The 16,758-nt window shown below is 60.8% G+C and carries 16 protein-coding genes; 6 read left to right on the top strand and 10 right to left on the bottom strand.

The annotated features are described in order from the left end of the window. Nucleotides 1–42: 42 nt before the first annotated feature. The gene (locus GV818_RS02965; RefSeq protein ID WP_161775781.1) at nt 43–1,437 is read right to left on the bottom strand and encodes an FAD-binding oxidoreductase; all 1,395 of its coding nucleotides are present in this window, start codon (nt 1,435–1,437) and stop codon (nt 43–45) included. Nucleotides 1,438–1,641: 204 nt separating this feature from the next. On the opposite strand from GV818_RS02965, the gene serA reads away from it, so the two are divergent. Further along, nucleotides 1,642–2,871 (top strand): phosphoglycerate dehydrogenase, encoded by a 1,230-nt coding sequence (gene serA / locus GV818_RS02970; RefSeq protein WP_161753100.1) that lies wholly within the window; start codon nt 1,642–1,644, stop codon nt 2,869–2,871. A gap of 96 nt (nt 2,872–2,967) precedes the next feature. Here the strand turns inward: serA and GV818_RS02975 are convergent, their stop codons facing one another. Next, a complete protein-coding gene (locus GV818_RS02975) occupies nt 2,968–3,405 on the bottom strand; it encodes a DUF4399 domain-containing protein (protein ID WP_161753098.1) in 438 nt (145 codons plus the stop codon). Nucleotides 3,406–3,537: 132 nt separating this feature from the next. Here GV818_RS02975 and GV818_RS02980 point away from each other — a divergent pair, with 132 nt between their 5' ends. Next, nucleotides 3,538–4,323 carry a transporter substrate-binding domain-containing protein gene (locus tag GV818_RS02980; protein WP_161753096.1) on the top strand — a complete coding sequence of 262 codons (786 nt, stop codon included), beginning with the start codon at nt 3,538–3,540 and terminating at the stop codon, nt 4,321–4,323. A gap of 16 nt (nt 4,324–4,339) precedes the next feature. On the opposite strand, the gene GV818_RS02985 is transcribed toward GV818_RS02980, so the two are convergent. Then, nucleotides 4,340–4,831, bottom strand: a complete 492-nt coding sequence (locus GV818_RS02985) for a DUF523 domain-containing protein (RefSeq protein WP_161775824.1) — start codon at nt 4,829–4,831, stop codon at nt 4,340–4,342. A gap of 2 nt (nt 4,832–4,833) precedes the next feature. Further along, nucleotides 4,834–5,469 carry a 2OG-Fe(II) oxygenase gene (locus GV818_RS02990; RefSeq protein WP_161775825.1) on the bottom strand — a complete coding sequence of 212 codons (636 nt, stop codon included), beginning with the start codon at nt 5,467–5,469 and terminating at the stop codon, nt 4,834–4,836. Nucleotides 5,470–5,630: 161 nt separating this feature from the next. Between GV818_RS02990 and GV818_RS02995 the strand changes: the two genes are divergently transcribed. Then, complete coding sequence (locus GV818_RS02995) at nt 5,631–6,383, top strand: DUF2059 domain-containing protein (RefSeq protein WP_161753094.1); 753 nt, start codon at nt 5,631–5,633, stop codon at nt 6,381–6,383. A gap of 50 nt (nt 6,384–6,433) precedes the next feature. Here the strand turns inward: GV818_RS02995 and GV818_RS03000 are convergent, their stop codons facing one another. Further along, on the bottom strand, nt 6,434–7,372 hold the full coding sequence (locus GV818_RS03000; protein WP_161775782.1) for an alpha/beta hydrolase: 939 nt from the start codon (nt 7,370–7,372) through the stop codon (nt 6,434–6,436). Between the two features lie 109 nt (nt 7,373–7,481). On the opposite strand from GV818_RS03000, the gene GV818_RS03005 reads away from it, so the two are divergent. From GV818_RS03005 to GV818_RS03015, 3 genes are all read left to right on the top strand, one after another. After that, nucleotides 7,482–8,060 carry a DUF6436 domain-containing protein gene (locus tag GV818_RS03005; protein WP_161753091.1) on the top strand — a complete coding sequence of 193 codons (579 nt, stop codon included), beginning with the start codon at nt 7,482–7,484 and terminating at the stop codon, nt 8,058–8,060. Between the two features lie 107 nt (nt 8,061–8,167). After that, complete coding sequence (locus GV818_RS03010; protein ID WP_161775783.1) at nt 8,168–10,579, top strand: penicillin acylase family protein; 2,412 nt, start codon at nt 8,168–8,170, stop codon at nt 10,577–10,579. 158 nt (nt 10,580–10,737) lie between these two features. Further along, the gene (locus GV818_RS03015) at nt 10,738–11,079 is read left to right on the top strand and encodes a carboxymuconolactone decarboxylase family protein (RefSeq protein ID WP_161753087.1); all 342 of its coding nucleotides are present in this window, start codon (nt 10,738–10,740) and stop codon (nt 11,077–11,079) included. Nucleotides 11,080–11,279: 200 nt separating this feature from the next. On the opposite strand, the gene GV818_RS03020 is transcribed toward GV818_RS03015, so the two are convergent. The 5 genes from GV818_RS03020 to GV818_RS03040 all read right to left on the bottom strand — a co-directional run bounded on the left by GV818_RS03020 (nt 11,280) and on the right by GV818_RS03040 (nt 16,681). Then, on the bottom strand, nt 11,280–12,170 hold the full coding sequence (locus GV818_RS03020; RefSeq protein ID WP_161775784.1) for an ABC transporter permease subunit: 891 nt from the start codon (nt 12,168–12,170) through the stop codon (nt 11,280–11,282). After that, the gene (locus tag GV818_RS03025; protein WP_368668860.1) at nt 12,167–13,048 is read right to left on the bottom strand and encodes an ABC transporter permease subunit; all 882 of its coding nucleotides are present in this window, start codon (nt 13,046–13,048) and stop codon (nt 12,167–12,169) included. The genes GV818_RS03020 and GV818_RS03025 overlap by 4 nt, the downstream gene beginning before the upstream one ends. A gap of 35 nt (nt 13,049–13,083) precedes the next feature. Further along, the gene (locus tag GV818_RS03030; RefSeq protein WP_161753081.1) at nt 13,084–14,226 is read right to left on the bottom strand and encodes an ABC transporter ATP-binding protein; all 1,143 of its coding nucleotides are present in this window, start codon (nt 14,224–14,226) and stop codon (nt 13,084–13,086) included. A 72-nt stretch (nt 14,227–14,298) separates the two neighbouring features. Then, entirely contained in the window at nt 14,299–15,393 is a 1,095-nt protein-coding gene (locus GV818_RS03035; RefSeq protein WP_161753079.1) for a polyamine ABC transporter substrate-binding protein, read from the bottom strand. A gap of 190 nt (nt 15,394–15,583) precedes the next feature. After that, nucleotides 15,584–16,681, bottom strand: a complete 1,098-nt coding sequence (locus GV818_RS03040) for a polyamine ABC transporter substrate-binding protein (RefSeq protein WP_161753077.1) — start codon at nt 16,679–16,681, stop codon at nt 15,584–15,586. Nucleotides 16,682–16,758 lie beyond the last annotated feature (77 nt).

Raw genomic sequence — 16,758 nt, forward strand, 5'->3', positions numbered from 1 at the left:
ACCGACTCCTGCTCGTGTGCTTCATCAGGACGCTGCTTGGGCTCAAACAGCGAAGATCTTGCCCGGGTTCATGATGCCGTTCGGATCGAACACCGCCTTGACCGCCTTCATGTACTCGATCTCCACCGGCGAACGGCTGTAGGTCAGGTAGTCACGCTTGGTCATGCCCACACCGTGCTCGGCAGAGATCGAACCGTTGTACTTCTCGACGGTCTCGAACACCCACTTGTTCACCGTGGCGCACTTGGCGAAGAACTCGTCCTTGCTCAGGTTGTCCGGCTTGAGGATGTTCAGGTGCAGGTTGCCGTCGCCGATGTGGCCGAACCAGACGATTTCGAAATCCGGATAGTGTTTGCCGACGATGGCGTCGATTTCCTTAAGAAATGCCGGCACTTTCGACACGGTGACCGAAATATCGTTCTTGTACGGAGTCCAGTGGGAGATGGTCTCGGAAATGTACTCGCGCAGCTTCCACAGGTTCTGCAGCTGGGTTTCACTCTGGCTCATCACGCCGTCCAGAACCCAGCCTTGCTCGACGCAGTGCTCGAAGGTTTCCAGGGCGTGGTTGGCCACTTCCTCGGTGGTGGCTTCGAATTCCAGCAGTGCGTAGAACGGGCAGTCGGACTCGAACGGTGCCGGCACGTCACCACGTGCCAGGACCTTGGCCAGGGCCTTGTCGGAGAAGAACTCGAAAGCGGTGAGATCAAGCTTGTTCTGGAATGCGTGCAGCACCGGCATGATCGAGTCGAAGTCGGCGGTGCCAAGCACCATTGCGGTGAGATTCTTTGGCGCCCGGTCCAGGCGCATGGTGGCCTCGACCACAAACCCCAGGGTGCCTTCCGCGCCGATGAACAGCTGGCGCAGATCGTAGCCGGTAGCGTTCTTGATCAAGTCCCTGTTCAGCTCCAGCAGGTCACCCTTGCCGGTGACCACTTTCATGCCCGCCACCCAGTTGCGGGTCATGCCGTAGCGAATCACCTTGATCCCGCCGGCATTGGTGCCGATATTGCCGCCAATCTGGCTGGACCCTGCAGAGGCGAAGTCCACCGGGTAATACAGGCCATTCTCTTCGGCCAGATTCTGCAACTGCTCGGTGACCACGCCCGGCTGGCACACCGCTGTACGGTCAGTCAGGTTCAGATCGAGAATCTGGTTCATGTAGTCGAAGGACACCACTACTTCGCCATTGGCGGCCACTGCAGCGGCCGAGAGCCCGGTACGACCGCCGGACGGCACCAACGCCACCTTGTGCTGATTGGCCCAACGCACGATGGCCTGGACCTGCTCGGTGGTTTTCGGAAACACGATGGCCGTCGGGGCCGGAGCGAAATGCTTGGTCCAATCCTTGCCGTAAGCATTCAGGGAGTCAGCGTCGGTCAGCACCTTGCCAGGCTCAACCAGGGTCTTCAGCTCATCAATCAGGGCAGGATTGGTCATCGACAGAACTCTCGAACAATTCATGGTCATCCTGAGAACGCTTCACGTCGCAGGAATGAGTGTTTAGCGGGGCGCGTATGCTAGCATACCGCCCCCGCAGGATAGAGCCCAAGGGCGTTCTGCGGTGGCGGCTTACGTGCCGCCCAGGTCAGCTCAAGCTGTCCACTTCCCTGCCATTTTTCTCCGGGACACAGGTTTACGCAGATGAGCAAGACTTCTCTCGATAAGAGCAAGATCAAGTTCCTTCTCCTCGAAGGCGTCCACCAATCCGCTGTCGACGTCCTCAAGGCCGCCGGCTACACCAGCATCGAGTACCTCACCGGTTCTCTGCCGGAAGCCCAGCTCAAGGAAAAGATCGCCGATGCGCACTTCATCGGTATTCGCTCCCGTACTCAACTGACCGAAGAGATCTTCGACCACGCGAAGAAACTGGTCGCCGTGGGCTGTTTCTGCATCGGCACCAACCAGGTTGACCTGTCTGCTGCTCGCGAGCGCGGCATTGCGGTGTTCAACGCGCCTTACTCCAACACCCGTTCGGTAGCCGAACTGGTGCTGGCCGAGGCCATCTTGCTGCTGCGCGGCATCCCCGAGAAAAACGCTTCCTGCCACCGTGGCGGCTGGATCAAGAGCGCAGCCAACTCCTTCGAAATCCGCGGCAAGAAGCTGGGTATCGTCGGTTACGGCTCCATTGGTACTCAGCTGTCGGTCCTGGCCGAAGGCTTGGGCATGCAGGTGTTCTTCTATGACACCGTAACCAAGCTGCCGCTGGGCAACGCCACTCAGGTCGGCAAACTGCACGACTTGCTGGGCATGTCCGACATCGTCACCTTGCACGTTCCAGAGACCGCTGCCACCCAGTGGATGATCGGTGAGAAGGAAATCCGCGCCATCAAGAAAGGCGGGATCCTGATCAACGCTGCTCGCGGCACCGTGGTCGAACTGGACGCCCTGGCGGACGCGATCAAGGACAAGCACCTAATCGGCGCAGCCATCGACGTGTTCCCGGTGGAGCCTCGCTCCAACGACGAAGAGTTCGAAAGCCCGCTGCGCGGCCTGGACAACGTGATCCTGACCCCGCACATCGGCGGTTCCACCGCTGAAGCCCAGGCCAACATCGGCCTGGAAGTGGCAGAGAAACTGGTCAAGTACAGCGACAACGGTACCTCGGTATCCTCGGTCAACTTCCCGGAAGTGGCGCTGCCGGCCCACCCTGGCAAGCACCGCTTGCTGCACATCCACGAGAACATTCCGGGCGTGATGAGCGAGATCAACAAGGTCTTCGCCGAAAACGGCATCAACATCTCCGGTCAGTTCCTGCAGACCAACGAGAAGGTCGGCTACGTGGTGATCGACGTCGACGCCGAGTACTCGGACCTGGCGCAAGAGAAGCTGCAGCACATCAACGGCACCATCCGTTGCCGCGTGCTGTTCTAAACAGCAGCAAGCCCAGAGCCCGCTCTGACTTGCAGCTTGTAGCGCGATAAAAAAGGGAGCCCCCAAGGGCTCCCTTTTTTTATCGCGCATTTACGATTATTTCACTGTCACTGTGATTTTCTTGGAGACAATCACCGGGTTGAACGGCACATGGTTCTTGTCACCCAGCTCCAACTGCAGGGTGTGCGTACCCGGGGTCAGGGTCACTTCGGTTTCGGTCTGGGCCTTGCCGAAGTGAATGTGCTTGGCATCGGCTGGGATCGGCAGGTTTTCCGCAGGCAGGGTATCGACGTCGATCAGCAGGTGATGGTGACCGGTATGGGCGGTCTGGTCGCCCGCCGGGGCCAGGGCGATGCCCTCAACGCCGAACGTGACCTTGAAGGTCTTGTCCACGGTAGCCCCGTCAGCCGGGGAAACAATAAACACCTTGGCACCCTCAGGTGCTTCAGTACGAGGAATATCCGCAGCGCCGGCCAACATCGAGGTTCCCAGCAACAGACCGGCCAGGGCCGCACAAGACATAAAATTTTTCATTATCTTCTCCAGTTTTTCCGCAAATCTTTTACGGTTATGACAACTTCGTGGCAATTCGTTGTCGAAGGCACTCAACACCTTAGCAAAGCGAGCCTGAACGGCGCATCGCTCATATAAATTCAAGGAGTGACCATGCGTTTCCTGCCTGGCCTGATACTTTTGCTGCCCCTTGTGAGCACTTACGCTCAAGCCGAACTGATGGATGACATCAATGACCGCGGGGAACTGCGCATCGCCCTGGAGGCCAACGCACCGCCCTTCAACTTCAAGGATGACGGCAAGCTCAGCGGTTTCGAGGTCGAGCTGGGGCAGTTGCTGGCCAGCGAGCTGGACGTACGCGCCGACTTCGTGGTGACCCAGTCGGCCGAGTTGCTGCCGGGAGTCGAGAGCGGCAAGTTCGACGTGGCCATCAATCACATAGCAGTGACTCCAGAACTCAAGGATCGTTTCGACTTCAGCGAACCTTACAGTTACTCCAGCGCCCAACTGATCGTGCGCAAAGAAGAACAGCGCCCGCTGTTTTCCCTGCAGGCCCTGCGCGGCCAGGCCTTGGGCGTGGCACAGGGCAGCCAGTTCGTCGATCAGGCGCGTACTGTGGAAGGGATCAACCTGCGGAGCTACGCCGATGCCCAACAGCCGATCAAGGATGTGGCAGACAAACAGATCGACGCAGCCATCAGCGACCGCCTGCTGATTCCCTACGCCATTCGTGACAGCCGCCTGCCGGTAAAGGAAGGCGCGAAGGTCGGGCCGACCCTGAGCCTGGCGATTCCCTTCCAGAAGGGTAACCCGGCATTCCGGGCGAGCCTCGATAGCGCCCTGCAGCGGATCAAGGCAGATGGGCGACTGATGGCCCTTTCGGAGAAATGGTTCGGCATGGATGCAAGCAAACCGCCCAAGGCCGAAGCCGGGCAGTAATCCTCAGCCCTGAAACCTACAAAGAGGCCAGGGCAGCCAGGGCGGCTGCGGCCTCAGGCAATTGCAGCTCACTGAAGACTTGCACACCGTGGTGCTGTAGCAGCGCAGCGGTAACGCCCTGGCCCTGAACCCGGGTCCCGCTGAATGTGCCGTCATAGGTCAGCAGGTTGCCGCAAGACGGACTGTTGGCCTTGAGCACGGCAATGCGAATCCCGTGCTTCTCCACCAGCGCTAAAGCCTGCCGGGCACCGGACAGGAACTCGGCGCTGACATCGTCGCCTTCAGTGGTCAGCACCCGGGCCTTGCCCTCCAGCACTTCCACGCCCTGCCCGCCGGGGATTTCCGCCGCCGCCCGTGGCGTTGGCAAACCGCCAGCCACTTCCGGGCACAAGGCAACTACACGCCCCTCTTGCAGCCAACTGCTCAGTTGGTCGAACGGACCACTGGCACCGCCGTCATAACGTACGCGATGGCCCAACAGGCAACGGCTGACCAGAATCTTGTGCATCATCAAAACGGCTCGTTACCGCGACGTCGAAACCACCCGGTCAAGGACAGGCGTTCCCGGCTTGCGGGCAGGACTTCATGGGGCACTTCGCTGGAGAGAAACACCACCAGGCGCCCCCCGACGGGCACCACATCGTATGGTTCCTGGCCCTCCAGGTACATGCGCAATTGCCCGCCATGCTCCGGCAGCCACTCAGAAGAGTTGAGGTAGATAACCGCCGACACCATGCGTCGGTCGTCGTCGTGAAAGCGGTCCACATGGCGTTTGTAGAAAGCACCCGGCGGGTAGAGGGCAAAGTGGCATTCAAAATCCTCGAGGCCGAGGAACAGGCCCCGATTGAGTGCCTCGCGCAGGCTGTCCATCAGCCCCAGGTAGCTATCACTGGACTTGGCCTCGCCAGGTTCGAGCCACTGGATATGATCACCGCGAATACCCTCGCGAATTTCCTGGGCCGCGCCGCGCCCGACCGCCGCAGGGGCCAATTCACCTTCTTCAGCACGTTTACGGCACTCAGCCGCCAGTTCGAGGGTCAGAGCCTCGGGCAGGAACATATTCTGCTGCGACCAGCCACAGGTGGCCAAGTCGTCGACGATACGCAACAACAGCGGGTGATCAGAGGGTATTTGCATGGCGCGCATAGTATCCAGCATCAGATGAATCTGACAGAGCCGCAGAGCGGAGGAGCAAGCATTTTTTCCAATGCACTTTCCCATCATCACTTTAGCGGGCGATCCTGATACGAATTCTCGACAACCATCGCCCTGCCCCGGAGAATAGTCGCCTGCTGACAGGAGTCCTTATGCGTCGTTTGCTTTTCTCACTGTTGATGTTCTGCGCCTTGCCTGCCTGGGCAGACAGCCACGACCAGTTGTACAAGGTCGCCGGTTGGCCGGAACAACGCGCGCATTTCAACGATGCCCTCAGCGCTGCCCAGCAACGCTACCAGAACAGCTTGCCGCCAGCGGTCTACCAGGCCCTGGTGGACAACAGCAATCAACGCTTCGCGCCTCAGGCCGTGGATCGTCGCGCCGAAGCGCAACTGCGGCAGAACCTTGCCGATCCCGCGCCCGCGCTGGCCTTCTTCCAGTCGCCTCTGGGACGCAAGATCGTTGCCGCGGAACTGCTGGCCACCCGCCGCGACCAACTGGCCAAGAACGCCCAGGGCCTGCCGAAGATGCCGGCCAGTGACAACCGCCAGTTGATCATCGGTCATCTGGCCCAGGCGCTGCCGGCCCGGGAAGCCGGCGCGGAAGTGAGCCTGGCGATTGCCGGCGTCGCCGCCGACAGCCTGAGCCAGATGATTCCCGGCCTGCTGGGCGGCGGGCAAGCCCAGGGCATGCTCAATGGTCAGCGCCAGCGGCTGATGCAGCAGATCGGCAATGACCTGAACAACACCCTGCTGTACGTCTATCGGGACCTGTCCGACACCGAGCTGGAAGAGTTCGCCACCTTTGCCGAGTCCAGCGAAGGCAAGGCCTATTACCAGGCGGCCCTGGCAGCGATTCGCGCGGGGCTGGCGGTAGGACAGAGCAGCTCAAATCTCGCACCCTGAATCCTGGCTACCGGTGTTGCCCCTGTAGCCGTCCGCCCAGATACCCAGCCTCAGACATGCTGGGTGAGAAAAGCGAAGTACTGGTCGCGGTACAACGGAATTTCATTCGCCAGATGGTGCCGGGCCTCCGCCAGCATCAACACCTCGGGCGCGGCGAATTTGCCGCGAATCACCTGCAGGTTGTGCTCCCAATCCACCGTCATGTCCGCCTGCCCCTGTACGATCAACGGCTGCCTTGAGCTGCACGGCGCCGCCTCCAAACGCTTGATCCAGTGCGCCAGCGCACCCACCCAGGCAGTTGGCAGACGCTGGGGCTGCAGCGGATCGGACTGTAGGAAGGCGAGGAAATCCGGGTCGTTGGAGTTTTCGCTGAAGCGCCGGGCAATGCCGCTGACGAAGGGCCGCAGCAGGTAATAGCTGAGCATCGACCAGCCCCAGGCCCGCGGCCGCACCAGGGGCGATAACAGGATCACCTGGCCCTGGGCCGGGCTTTCGGCTCCCTGGTTGAGCAGATGATCCATGATGATCGCGCCGCCGGTGCTTTGTCCGAACAGGTGCCAGGGCTGTGGCAGGTCCAGGGACCGCGCTTCGGCGAACAGGCCTTGCAGCACCCGCTGGTACACCGCGAAGTCATCGATACTGGCTCGCTCGCCACTGGACAGCCCGTGCCCAGGCAGATCGCAGGAAATCACCACAAAGTGGCGCTGCAGCGCCCACTCAATCACATGTCGGTACAAACCCATGTGATCGTAGAAACCGTGGAACAGAAACAGCGTTGCCCGCGGCTGCTCTGGCCACCAGACCTGACAGACCACTTCGTAGCCGTCCACCTGGAACCGCCCCAGGCGACTGCGCGGCACCAGCGCACGTCCGGCGAAGTCCAGCCCATAGAACCGTTGGTAGGCCTGAGCCTCGGCCGACAAGGGCTGCCCGGCGACCAGGGGTTGCAGGCTGGCACGCAGGTGGTCGGAGTCGAAGGTCGCGGACATAGAGGTTTCCAAAACGGGATAGCGGGGACAAAACGGGCTTTCTGGGCCTGCGATATTCATCTGTCGCGGCAAGCATGGCAAGCTACGCGACCTTCGAGGACTGTATTCCATGCGCCATTCTTACCGCACGCCCCTGATTGCCAGCCTGCTCGTCCTGATCTGTGCCGTTGTGCTGTGGAGCGCCTACGACTGGTTTCAGGGACGCTATCTGCGGGCCTTCAGTGAGCACACGGCGATGTTCTCCGGCGACCCCTTGCAGCTGCCCGCCGAGTTGGCCGGCCCCGGGGCGATCCGCCTGGTGCACTTCTGGGACCCGGCCTGCCCCTGCAACGTCGGCAATCAGCAGCACCTGGCCGAGCTGATCGAGGCCTACGGCCCTCAGGGCGTGGAGTTCTACTCGGTGCAAAAGCCTGGCAGTCACGGCCAGCTACCCGCCACCCTGAGCCGCCTGAAACCCCTCGACAGCCTGCCGGGTGCCGAACAGATCCCCGCCAGCCCGGCAGTGGCGATCTGGGACCGTAGCGGCAAACTGGCGTACTTCGGTCCCTACAGCGAAGGCCTGACCTGCAACGCCAGCAACAGCTTTATCGAGCCGATCCTCCAGGCCCTGCAGGACAATCGCAAGGTCAGCGCCACCCATACCCTGGCGGTAGGCTGCTACTGTCCCTGGCCAGCCAGCGCGGACTAAGGCATTCGCGACTATTCAAGGACCGCCTCCTGCGCGAGGCCCATGACTTGTGCTAAATCTCTGCAGCTCTCCCAAGGCGGCATTGAAAACAACAGCAAGGAGCCCGCATGAAACGCAGCCTGACCGTCGTCGCCGTACTGATCTTCGCCCTGTTGGCAGGCGTTGCCGGCTATCTGTACAGCAAACAGCCGACGCGTCAGGGCCAGGTCGAGCTCAGCGGCCTGCAGGGCTCGGTCACCGTGCGCTACGACGAACGCGGCGTGCCGCACATCCGTGCGGAAAACGAAGCCGATCTGTACCGCGCCCTGGGTTACGTCCACGCCCAGGACCGGCTGTTCCAGATGGAAATCCTGCGGCGTCTGGCCCGCGGCGAGCTGGCAGAAGTCCTGGGGCCCAAGCTGCTGGATACCGACAAACTGTTTCGCAGCCTGCGCATTCGCGAGCGTGCCGACAGCTACGTGGCCGGGCTCGACCGCCAGTCTCCGGCCTGGAAGGCCCTGGAAGCCTATCTGGACGGCATTAACCAGTATCAGGCCAGCCACGCCCAGCCCATGGAATTCGATGTCCTGGGTATCCACAAACGGCCGTTCACTGCAGAAGACACTGTCAGCGTCGCCGGTTTCATGGCCTACAGCTTCGCCATGGCCTTTCGTACCGAACCGCTGCTGACCTACATCCGCGACCAGTTGGGCAACGACTACCTGAAGGTCTTCGATCTCGACTGGCAGCCCAAGGGCGTGCTGGCCAAGGGCAAGTCGCCCACCTCACTGCCATTGGCCGCCGTTGACTGGCAGGACCTGGGGCAGATCGCCCGCCTGAGCCAGGAGGCCCTGAGCGAGGCGGGACTGCCGCAGTTCGAAGGCAGCAACGCCTGGGCCGTGGCCGGCGCACGCACCAAGAGCGGCCGGCCGCTGCTGGCCGGCGACCCGCATATTCGCTATTCCCTGCCATCGGTTTGGTACGAGGCGCAACTGTCGGCGCCGGGTTTCGAGCTCTACGGCCATCATCAGGCCCTGGTGCCCTTTGCCTTCCTGGGCCACAACCTGGACTTCGGCTGGAGCCTGACCATGTTCCAGAACGACGACCTCGATCTGATCGCCGAGAAGGTCAACCCGGAGAACCCCAATCAGGTCTGGTTCCACGACAAATGGGTCGACCTGAGCAGCAGCACGCAACAGATTGCGGTCAAGGGCCAGGCACCGGTGACCCTGACCTTGCGCCAGTCACCCCACGGTCCGATCATCAACGACATGCTCGGTACCACCGTGGGCAAGGCCCCGGTGGCCATGTGGTGGGGCTTCCTGGAAACTCCGAACCCGATCCTCGACGGTTTCTACCAGCTCAATCGTGCCGACACCCTGGCCAAAGCCCGCGCCGCCGCGGCCAAGATCCACGCACCAGGACTGAACATCATCTGGGCCAACGCCAAGGGCGACATCGGCTGGTGGGCTGCGGCGCTGCTGCCCAAGCGCCCAGCCGGGGCCAAGCCGGCCTTTATCCTCGATGGCAGCACCGCCATGGCGGACAAGGAAGGCTTCTACCCCTTCAGCGCCAACCCTCAGGAAGAGAATCCGGCCCGGGGCTATATCGTCTCTGCCAACTTCCAGCCGCTCTCCCCCACCGGCGTGGAAATTCCCGGCTACTACAACCTCCCCGACCGTGGTCAACAACTGGACCGTCAGCTCAGTGACAAAAGTGTCAAGTGGGACCTGGAAAACACCCAGAAACTGCAACTGGGCACCACCACCGCCTACGGCCCGCGCCTGTTGGCTCCCCTGCTGCCGGTGTTGCGAGAAGTGGTCAGCGATCCCGAGGAACTGAAACTGGTCGAGCAACTGGCGAAGTGGCCAGGCGACTACCCGCTGGACTCCACCAGCGCCACCCTGTTCAACCAGTTCCTGTTCGAACTGGCCGACGCCACCTTCCACGAGAAACTCGGCGACGCCTATTTCGACGCGCTGATCCAGGCCCGGGTAGTCGATGCCGCCCTGCCACGCCTGGCGGCGGACCCCGACTCGCCCTGGTGGGACAATCGCACCACCGCTCAGCGTGAAAGCCGCGCCGACACCGTGAAGGTGGCCTGGCGCGCCAGCATCGACCACCTCAAGCGCACCCTAGGGGCCAACCCTGGGCAATGGCGCTGGGGCACCGCCCATACCCTGACCCACGCCCACCCACTGGGCATGCAGAAACCTCTGGACCGGTTGTTCAACGTTGGCCCTCTGGAAGCCCCCGGCAGCCATGAAGTGCCGAACAACCTCACCGCCAAGATCGGCCCGGCGCCCTGGTCAGTGGTGTATGGCCCCTCGACCCGACGCATCATCGACTTCGCCGATCCGGCCCACAGCCTGACCATCAACCCGGTGGGCCAGAGCGGTGTACTGTTCGACAAGCACTACGACGATCAGGCTGAGGCCTACATCGAAGGGGTCTATCAGCAAGCGCACTTCAGCGAAGAAGAGGTCACCGCCAATACCCGCAGCACTCTGAAGCTGCTGCCGGCGCGCGGCCCCCAATAAGCCGGGGCAGCCCATTGTTGGCAAACGGGCTCGCCATCGAGTTCATTTGCGCGTACTGGGCAGGTATTTGAGCGAATCGGACACACCCGAAACGCCAGGATGGTCAAGACTGAGGGTGTCGCAACAGCACACCCCCAACCCATCCCGGAGTGACTACGATGTTCCATAACTGGTCCGAACTGCTGCCTACCATCAAGAAAGCCTTTGGCTCCCTGGGCAAGAGCAACCCGAAAATGGTCCAGGCCTATATGGCCCTGGGTGAAGCCGCGGAAGAAAACAACGTACTCGACGCCAAGACCCGCGAGCTGATTTCCATTGCCGTGGCCATCACCACCCGCTGTGACGGCTGCATCGGTGTACACACCGACGCCGCGATCAAGGCCGGCGCCACCCGCGAAGAAGTGGCCGCGACCCTGGCCACGGCGATCTCGCTGAATGCCGGTGCGGCGTATATCTATTCACTGCGCACGCTAGAGGCGTATGACAGCCTGAAGCCATGACGGCCCTGCGCCAATCTCGAAGCAGCACCTTTGGCAACGGAAAGGCCGACGTGTTGCGGGATCAGCAGCCAGGGCTCAGGGCGCTGGACTTCATCGAGATCACCCGCCAGTCGCCCTGGCAATCCTGAGAGGGAATGTTCAGGGTAAAAAAAACCTCGCTCCCGATCAGGGGCGAGGTTTTTTTCAGTGCTGCACGCAGGTCAGACGGTTTCCACCCGCTGTGGCCGACGCACGTCCGGCTGTTTCCAGGAGTCGGCGGCGCTTTCTTCGATGGCTTGCTGGATTGCCCGCTTGCGGGATTCTTCGGCGCGACGGCTGAAGAACCAGACCAGGAAGGTCACCAGGGACACCGCCAGCAGAATCAGGCTGGCCACGGCGTTGATCTCAGGTTTTACCCCCAGGCGCACCGCCGAGAACACTTCCATCGGCAAGGTGGTGGAACCCGGGCCGGAGACGAAGCTGGCCAGAACCAGGTCATCCAGGGACAGGGCGAAGGACATCATGCCGCCCGCTGCCAGGGAGGGCGCGATCATCGGGATGGTGATCAGGAAGAACACCTTCCACGGCCGCGCGCCAAGGTCCATGGCCGCCTCTTCGATGGACAGGTCCAGCTCACGCAGGCGTGCCGACACCACCACCGCCACATAGGCGGCGCAGAACGTGGTGTGAGCGATCCAGATGGTGACGATGCCACGCTCCTGGGGCCAACCGATGGCCTGGGCCATGGCCACGAACAGCAGCAACAGCGACAGACCGGTGATCACTTCCGGCATCACCAGCGGCGCGGTGACCAGGCCACCGAACAGGGTGCGGCCCTTGAAGTGGGTGATCCGGGTCAGCACGAATGCCGCCAGGGTGCCCAGGGCCACCGCCGCTACTGCGGTGTAGCAGGCGATCTCCAGGGACCGCAGGACCGAGCCCATGAGCTGGGTGTTGTCCAGCAGCCCGACGTACCAACTGATCGACCAACCGCCCCACACCGTCACCAGTCGCGAGGCGTTGAACGAGTAGATCACCAGGATCAGCATCGGCAGGTAGATGAACAACAATCCCAGCACCAGCATCAGGCTTGAAAAACTGAAGCGCTTCATTCCTTGCCCTCCATTTCCTTGGCCTGACTGCGGTTGAACAGGATGATCGGCACAATCAGGATCGCCAGCATCACCACTGCCAGGGCAGACGCCACCGGCCAGTCACGGTTGTTGAAGAACTCTTGCCAGAGCACTTTACCGATCATCAGGGTTTCCGGACCGCCCAACAGTTCCGGAATCACGAACTCGCCCACCACCGGGATGAACACCAGCATGCAGCCGGCGATGATGCCGTTCTTGGACAGCGGTACGGTGATCGTCCAGAAGCTGTTGAAGGAGCTAGAACCCAGGTCGGCCGCCGCCTCCAGCAGACTGTGGTCGTGTTTTACCAGGTTGGCGTAGAGCGGCAGGATCATGAACGGCAGGTAGGAATAGACCACGCCGATGTACACCGCGATGTTGGTGTTGAGGATCTGCAGCGGTTCGTTGATCCAGCCCATCGACATCAGGAAGCCATTGAGCAGGCCGTTGTTACTGAGAATGCCCATCCAGGCATAGACGCGGATCAGGATCGCGGTCCAGGTCGGCATCATGATCAGCAGCACCAGCACCGTCTGCATCTCTTTGCGGGCACTGGCGATGGCATAGGCCATCGGGTAGCCGATCAGCAGGCAGAGGATGGTGCTGAAGAACGCCATCTTCAGCGAGCCGAGGTAGGCGGCGATGTACAGCTCGTCGTCCCCCAGCATCGCGTAGTTGCCGAGGTTGAGCAGCAGCTGGAGCTTCTGGTCGACGTAGCTGTAGATCTCGGTATACGGCGGAATGGCCACGTCCGCTTCGGCGAAGCTGATCTTCAGGACAATGAAGAACGGCAGCATGAAGAACAGGAACAGCCAGATGAAGGGGATCCCGATGACCAGTTGGCGACCACCGGGAATTATTCGATTGAGTCGGCGCTTGAGCTTTCGCATGTTCATGAGCGCAGTACCACGCCGCTGTCGTCTTCCCACCACACGTAGACCTGGTCACCCCAGGTCGGCCGCGCGCCACGGCGCTCGGCGTTGGCGACGAAGGACTGCACCAGCTTGCCGCTCGGCAGCTCGACGTAGAACACCGAGTGACCGCCCAGGTAAGCAATGTCGTGCACCTTGCCGCTGGACCAGTTGTACTCGCAGGTCGGCATCTCGGCGGTGACCAGGAGTTTTTCCGGGCGGATCGCGTAGGTCACCGACTTGTCCTGGACCGAGGTGCTGATGCCGTGGCCAACATAGATGCTGCGGTCCACGTCCTTGCAGGTGATCACCGCATGGCCCTCGGCATCGTCCACCACTTCGCCCTCGAAGATGTTGACGTTGCCGATGAACTCGCAGACCAGACGGCTGACCGGCGTTTCATAAATATCGATCGGGCTGCCGATCTGGGCGATCCAGCCCAGGTGCATGATGGCGATGCGCTCGGCCATGGTCATGGCCTCTTCCTGGTCGTGAGTCACCATCACGCAGGTCACACCCACGCGCTCGATGATCTCTACCAGCTCCAGCTGCATCTGCGAGCGCAGCTTCTTGTCCAGGGCGCCCATGGGCTCATCCAACAGCAACAGTTTCGGGCGCTTGGCCAGAGAGCGGGCCAGGGCCACGCGCTGGCGCTGGCCGCCGGACAGTTGGTGCGGCTTGCGTTTGGCGTATTGGCTCATCTGCACCAGCTTGAGCATTTCGGCCACCCGGGCGTCGACTTCAGCGGCCGGGATCTTGTCCTGCTTGAGGCCGAAGGCGATGTTCTGCGCCACAGTCATGTGCGGGAACAAGGCGTAGGACTGGAACATCATGTTGATCGGCCGCTCGTAAGGCGGCATATCGGTGATGTCCACGCCATCGAGGAAGATTCGCCCCTCCGTCGGCCGCTCGAACCCGGCCAGCATACGCAGCAAAGTGGACTTGCCCGATCCCGAGCCGCCGAGCAGGGCGAAGATCTCGCCTTTGTTGATTTCCAGGGACACATCGTCCACAGCAATCGTCTCGTCGAACTTCTTCGTGACCCGGTCGATTTTGACCAACACCTGTTTCGGTGTCTGGTCGCCCTCGAGGGCTTTCTTATAGGCGCCGGAGGCAACTGCCATTTTGCGAAACTCCCAACAAAATTTGCAGCCCGCCGCACGCCGGCGGGCCTTGGATAGTTTGAGCCTGTGGAACTATTTACCCGTCTTGACCTTGGTCCAGCTGCGGGTCATCAAGCGTTGGATATTCGGGGGTAACTCGGTGGACACGTAAGTCTTGTCGAGCACTTCCTGCGGTGGATAAACCGCTGCATCGGTGCGAATGGATTGCTCCATCAGCTTGTCCGACCCCGGATTGGGGTTGGCATAACCGACGTAGTCACTGACCTGAGCAATCACCTCAGGTTGCAGCAAATAGTTGATGAAGGCGTGGGCTTGCTTGACGTTGGTCGAGTCCTTGGGAATCGCCAGCATGTCGAACCACAGGGCGCCACCCTCTTTCGGAATTGCATAGGCGATGTTCACGCCCTTGCCGGCCTCCGCGGCCCGGGCCTTGGCCTGGAAGATGTCACCGGAGAAACCGATGGCCACGCAGATATTGCCGTTGGCCAGGTCGGAGATGTACTTGGACGAGTGGAAATAGGTCACGTAAGGACGTACGGCCAAGAGTTTGGCTTCGGCCTTCTTGTAGTCCTGCGGGGTGGTGCTGTTGGCGTTCAGGCCCAGGTAGTTGAGGACCGTGGGCATCATCTCGTCGGCGGAGTCGAGGAAGGCCACACCGCAACTGTTGAGCTTCTTGATGTTCTCTGGCTCGAACAGCACGCTCCAGGAGTCGATCTTGTCCACACCCAAGGCAGCCTTGACCTTATCGACGTTGTAGCCGATGCCATTAGTGCCCCACAGGTAAGGCACCGCGTACTGGTTGCCCGGGTCGTTCATTTCCAGGCGCTTGAGCAGTGCCGGGTCAAGATTCGAATAGTGGGTCAGCAGGCTTTTGTCGAGTTTCTGGAAAGCCCCGGCCTTGATCTGTTTGCCCAGGAAGTGGTTGGACGGTACGACCACGTCATAACCGGTACGACCGGCCAGCAACTTGCCTTCCAGGGTTTCATTGGAATCGAATACGTCATACACCGGCTTGATACCCGTGGCCTTTTCAAACTCTGCCAGGGTGTTCTGACCGATGTAATCCGACCAGTTATAAATATGCACGGTCGGTGCCGCCTGAGCGCCAGCCATCAGCGTCAGGCCGGCGGCAACCAGCATGGCTTTGCGAAACAAAGAAATAGGCAAGTAGAGGTCCTCTTCAATAGTTGGGCCCAAGTTGCCCCGCGCTACCTGACAGCCCCCAAGCTGCCCAGCAACAAAACCGGCGCGCAACTTACCCTCGATAAACCAATCCAGCAAAACTTTCTGTCATTTAATTGTTTCCTGTTGCCGCCCTCGCCATGACGACGACAACAGGATATTGCTGCAAATCGGTTTATTTACCGGATTTGATCTTGGTCCAACTGCGGGTCAGGACGCGCTGGGTCGCGGCCGGCAAGTCGGAGATCGCGTACAGCTTGGCCTGGACATCCGCAGGCGGGTAAACGCCCGGGTCGCTGGTGATGTCTTTATCGACCAATGGGGTTGCAGCCGCGTTACCGTTGGGGAAACGCACGGCGTTGGTGATCTCGGCCATCACTTCCGGCTTCTGCAGGAAGGTCATGAACTTGTAGGCACCTTCGACGTTTTCTGCATCTTTAGGGATGGCGACCATGTCGTAGAAACTGCCAGCACCCTCTTTCGGAATGTTGTAGCTGACCTTGACCTTGTCACCGGCTTCAGCCGCACGGGCCTTGGCCTGGTAGATATCGCCCGAGTAACCAACAGCCACGCAGATGTTGCCGTTGGCCAGGTCAGAGATGTACTTGGACGAATGGAAGTAGGCGATCGAAGGACGGATCTTGAGGAACAGTGCTTCGGCTTCAGCCAGTTGTTTCTTGTCCTGGCTATCGGTTGGGTAGCCCAGGTAGTGCAATGCCACCGGAATCATCTCGGTTGGCGAATCGAGGAAGCTGACGCCACAGGATTTCAACTTCGCGGCGTTTTCCGGCTTGAACAGCAGGTCCCAGGAGTTGGTCGGTGCGTCGGCACCCAATGCAGCCTTGACCTTCTCGGCATTGAAGCCGATACCGATCGAGCCCCACATGTAAGGGAAAGCGTGTTTGTTGCCCGGGTCACTCACCGATACCGCCTTGAGCAGCGACTCGTTGAGGTTCTTCCAGTTCGGCAACTTGGACCGGTCCAGTTCCTGGTAGACGCCCGCCTTGATCTGCTTGGCCAGGAAGTTGTTGGAAGGCACCACCACGTCGTAACCGGACTTGCCGGCCAGCAACTTGGCTTCCAGGGTCTCGTTGCTGTCGAACACGTCATAGACCACTTTGATGCCCGACTCGGCTTCAAACTTCTTGATGGTGTCCGGAGCGATGTAATCGGACCAGTTGTAAACGTGCAGCACTTTATCGTCCGCCTGTGCCGCGGCCGCCATCACGCCCATCAGGGACATGGCGAGGAGGGTCTTGCCAGCTAACTTCATACCTAATGCCTTCATGCGTAATGCTCCGATTATTCTTTTTAAGCACATTCTTGGTGACCCAGAGCCAGCGGCCGATA

Origin of the sequence: Pseudomonas sp. Fl4BN1 (assembly GCF_009908285.1) — a bacterium.
In the GTDB taxonomy this organism is placed as follows: domain Bacteria; phylum Pseudomonadota; class Gammaproteobacteria; order Pseudomonadales; family Pseudomonadaceae; genus Aquipseudomonas.

Bases quoted from the DNA above. Each gene is read 5' to 3' on its own strand.
- serA (WP_161753100.1), top strand. From the start codon at position 1,642: ATGAGCAAGACTTCTCTCGATAAGAGCAAGATCAAGTTCCTTCTCCTC.
- GV818_RS02965 (WP_161775781.1), bottom strand. From the start codon at position 1,437: ATGACCAATCCTGCCCTGATTGATGAGCTGAAGACCCTGGTTGAGCCT.
- GV818_RS03010 (WP_161775783.1), top strand. From the start codon at position 8,168: ATGAAACGCAGCCTGACCGTCGTCGCCGTACTGATCTTCGCCCTGTTG.
- GV818_RS03005 (WP_161753091.1), top strand. From the start codon at position 7,482: ATGCGCCATTCTTACCGCACGCCCCTGATTGCCAGCCTGCTCGTCCTG.
- GV818_RS03020 (WP_161775784.1), bottom strand. From the start codon at position 12,170: ATGAAGCGCTTCAGTTTTTCAAGCCTGATGCTGGTGCTGGGATTGTTG.
- GV818_RS03030 (WP_161753081.1), bottom strand. From the start codon at position 14,226: ATGGCAGTTGCCTCCGGCGCCTATAAGAAAGCCCTCGAGGGCGACCAG.
- GV818_RS03040 (WP_161753077.1), bottom strand. From the start codon at position 16,681: ATGAAGTTAGCTGGCAAGACCCTCCTCGCCATGTCCCTGATGGGCGTG.
- GV818_RS03000 (WP_161775782.1), bottom strand. From the start codon at position 7,372: ATGTCCGCGACCTTCGACTCCGACCACCTGCGTGCCAGCCTGCAACCC.
- GV818_RS02980 (WP_161753096.1), top strand. From the start codon at position 3,538: ATGCGTTTCCTGCCTGGCCTGATACTTTTGCTGCCCCTTGTGAGCACT.
- GV818_RS02985 (WP_161775824.1), bottom strand. From the start codon at position 4,831: ATGCACAAGATTCTGGTCAGCCGTTGCCTGTTGGGCCATCGCGTACGT.
- GV818_RS02995 (WP_161753094.1), top strand. From the start codon at position 5,631: ATGCGTCGTTTGCTTTTCTCACTGTTGATGTTCTGCGCCTTGCCTGCC.
- GV818_RS03015 (WP_161753087.1), top strand. From the start codon at position 10,738: ATGTTCCATAACTGGTCCGAACTGCTGCCTACCATCAAGAAAGCCTTT.
- GV818_RS02975 (WP_161753098.1), bottom strand. From the start codon at position 3,405: ATGAAAAATTTTATGTCTTGTGCGGCCCTGGCCGGTCTGTTGCTGGGA.
- GV818_RS02990 (WP_161775825.1), bottom strand. From the start codon at position 5,469: ATGCGCGCCATGCAAATACCCTCTGATCACCCGCTGTTGTTGCGTATC.